The sequence below is a fragment of the Streptomyces sp. NPDC007917 genome (genome assembly GCF_042959105.1).
Taxonomy (GTDB): domain Bacteria; phylum Actinomycetota; class Actinomycetes; order Streptomycetales; family Streptomycetaceae; genus Streptomyces.
Genome location: NZ_JBIBKK010000066.1, coordinates 1 through 3,677, shown reverse-complemented (window position 1 = coordinate 3,677; position 3,677 = coordinate 1). Strand labels below are relative to the sequence as shown.

The following is a 3,677-nucleotide window of genomic DNA, read 5'->3' as shown; positions in this document are numbered from 1 at the left end:
CACCTACCCCCCGCCTCCAACGCAACAGCCCCCGGCCTCAACCGCGCCCACCCCTCCAACAACTCCGGCAACACCACATCCACCACCCCACCCCGAGGATCACCCACCCACTCACCCAACAACTCCCGCTCAACCCCCGACAAAACCTCCAACTCACCAACCCTCCGACCCGGATCAGCCACCACCTCCCGCAACAACCCCACCCACCGATCAGCCAACCCCACCACCGTCACCCGATCAAACAAATCCGTCGCAAACTCGAAGGAGGCACTGATGCCTGCGGGCGTGCCGTCGGGATCGTGGAACTCGGCGACGTTGGCGAACAGGTCGAAACGCGCGGTGTCCGTGGCGGCCGGCTCGAAACGAACCGTCAAACCGGGGAGTTCGAAGTCGCCCCGGGCATTGTTCTGCAGCGCCAGCATCACCTGGAAGAGCGGATGATGTGCTGCCGAGCGCTGCGGGTTGAGTTTCTCGACCAGGTACTGGAACGGCACGTCCTGGTGCGCGTACGCGGCCAGGCTGGTCTGCCGCACCTGGGCGAGCAGATCGGTGAAGGTGGGGTCGCCGGAGGTGTCGGTGCGTATGACCAGGGTGTTGACGAAAAAGCCCACCAGGTCGTCCAGGCTCTCGTCGGTACGGCCGGCGATGCCACTGCCGATCGGGATGTCGTTCCCCGCACCGAGCCGGGTCATCAGCGCTGCCATGGAGGCCTGCAACACCATGAATACCGTGGCGCCCGCCGACCGGGCCAGGGCGGTCAGCCCTCGGTGAAGCTCGGCGTCGAAGGAGAAGTCGACGACATCTCCTGAGTTGCTGGCGACGGGCGGCCGCGGCCGGTCGGCCGGGAAGGTGACTTCTTCCGGCAGTCCGGCCAGCTGGGCGTGCCAGTAGTCGTATTGCCGCGTGAAGGTGGAGTCCGGGTCGGTGTCGTCGCCGAGCAGCTCACGCTGCCACAGGGCGTAGTCGGCGTACTGGACCGGCAGGGCCGGCCATTCGGGCGCGCCTTCGGTGCGGCGGGCCGTGTAGGCGGCGACCAGATCACGGGCCAGCGGGGCCATGGACCAGCCGTCGCCCGCAATGTGGTGGATCACCAGCATCAGCACGGAGGATTGCTCTCCCAGCTCGAAGAGAAAGCCGTGCAGCGGTATGTCGGTGGACAGGTCAAAGCCGTGGCGGGCCGCCTCGTTCAGCAGGCGATGCAGCCCGTCCTCGTCGGCCGGGACGCCCACCAGCGGCAACCTGGCCTGGTCGGGCGTCAGGACGAGCTGGCAAGGGCGTCCATCGACCTCACGGAAGACGGTGCGCAGCGCCTCGTGCCGGGCGATCACATCATTGACCGCCTCTTCCAGCGCCGACCGGTCGAGGTCGCCGGACAAGCGCAGGGCAAGGGCCATGTTGTACGTGGGTGACGGGCCTTCCAACTTGTGGAGGAACCACAGCCGCTCCTGGGCGAAGGAGAGCGGCAGTGTCTCCGGCCGGACGGCCGGGGTCAGAGCCGGTCGAAGCGCACCGCTCTCGTCGGCCAGCCGTTCGGCGAACTCGGCGACCGTGGACGCTTCGAAGAAGGCACGCAACGGGGCCTCCACGCCGAGCACCGTGCGGATGCGGCTGATCAGACGCGTGGCGAGCAGCGAGTGGCCGCCGAGGTCGAAGAAGTTGTCGTCGATCCCGACCGCGGGCAGCCCGAGCACCTCGGCGAAGAGGCTGCAGAGTATCTCCTCACGCGGGGTGCGGGCGGGCCTGCCGATGGCCTCGGCGACGATCCGAGGAAGCGGGAGAGCGGCTCGGTCGATCTTGCCGTTGGGGCTCAGCGGGATGGCATCGATCTCCAGCACGGACGCCGGAACCATATAGTCGGGCAACAGCTCGCGCAGCTTATGGCGCAGCTGCGCCACGGGCAGCGGTGCGCTGCCCTTCTCGGGGACGACGTAGGCGGTCAACCGGATGTCGCCGGGTTCGTTCTCTCGCGCGACCACGACGGCCTGGGCGACGTCCGCCTGCCGGGTGAGCGCGGCCTGGATCTCGCCCGGCTCGATCCGGAAACCTCGGATCTTCACCTGGTCGTCGCTGCGGCCCAGGTACTCCAGCTCCCCGTCCCGGTTCCAGCGCACCAGGTCACCGGTGCGGTACATCCGGCGACCAGGCTGGCCGAAGGGATCGGCGACGAACCGCTCTGCGGTCAACGCGGGCCGCTTCAGATAGTTTCGGCCGACACCGTGGCCGGCGACGTAGAGCTCGCCCACCACACCGGGCGGCACCGGCTGGAGGTTGTCGTCGAGCACATGCAGCCGTGCGTGCGCGACGGGCTGCCCGATCGGTGCGCGGTCGTCGGTGAACGGGCGGCTGACCGTCGAGTACACGGTGCATTCGGTGGGTCCGTAGGCATTGACCATCCGGCGGCCCGGTGCCCAGCGGCTTACCAGCACCGGTGGTGTGGGCTCGCCGATCATGCCCAGAGTGGTCAGCCCGGACAGCGTCCTGTGGCTGTCCGCCGGCAGGGAGGCGAGCCGAGACGCGGTGATGAAGGCGTGCGTGATCTGCCGCTCGGCGAGGACGGTGGCGAGTTCCTCCCCGGCCAGCCGGCCGGACGGGGGCATCACGAGCGTCGCCCCCGAGATGAGCGCCATGAAGATCTCGACCAGGGAGGGGTCGAAGCTGGGCGAGGCCAGTTGCAGCACCCTGCTGTGCGGGCCGACCGTGCAGCGTTCGACCATCGTGGTGAGCAGGCCGGCCACACCGCTGTGGGCGATGACACTGCCCTTCGGACGGCCGGTGGATCCGGACGTGTAGAAGGTGTACGCAGTGTTCGCCGGGGTGGGCGCGGTGGCCGGATTGCCGGTGGGCCGGCTGTCCCAGTCCGCCTGCGGCTCGGTCAGGAAGAGCGCCGGAGCGGCGTCCTCCAGCATGTAGGCGATCCGGTCGGCCGGGTAGTCCGGGTCGATCGGCAGGTACACGGCTCCGGCCTTGACGATGCCGAGGACAGCCGCGATCTGTTCGGCGCCGCGCGGCAGTGCGAGCCCCACGAGTTGCTCGGCCTCGATGCTCTGGTCGATCAGCCAGTGGGCGATCTGGTTGGCGCGGGCGTTCAGCTCGGCGTACGTCCAGTCGGCTTCGCCGGTGTCGAGTGCGGTCGCATCGGGAGTGGCCAGAACCTGGGCTTCGAACAGTGCGGGCAGCGTGCTGTCGGTGATCTCGGGACGGGGATCGGTGCCCCAGTCACGGAGCTGGTCGCGCTCGCGCTTGGCGAGGATGTCCACCGAGCCGATGGGCCTGGCCGGGTCTTCGACCACGGCGCGCAGCAGCCGTGTCCATCGGTCGGTCAGTGTCCTGATGGTGGACCGGTCGTACAGATCCGTCGCGAATTCGGCGACCGCGCCCAGGCCGGCCGGTGCGCCGTGGGCGTCCGTCAGCTCGGCGAAGTTGATGAACAGGTCGAACCGGGAGGTGCTGGTCTCGGCCGTGGTCGGCTGCACCCGCAGGTCGGGCAGGTCGAAGTGGGGCTGCTCGGTGTTCAGCAGAGCCAGCATGACCTGGAAGAGCGGGTGGTGGGTGGTGGTGCGCTGCGGGTTGAGTTTCTCGACGAGGTATTCGAAGGGGATGTCCTGGTGTGCGTAGGCGGCCAGGCTGGTCTTGCGGACCTGGGCGAGCAGGTCGGTGAAGGAAGGGTTGCCCGAGGT

1 protein-coding gene is annotated in these 3,677 nt (G+C 68.6%); it reads right to left on the bottom strand.

The features are described 5' to 3' along the window. On the bottom strand, nt 1-3,677 hold a 3,677-nt coding region (locus ACFZDL_RS47095; RefSeq protein WP_353597313.1), incomplete at both ends, for an amino acid adenylation domain-containing protein.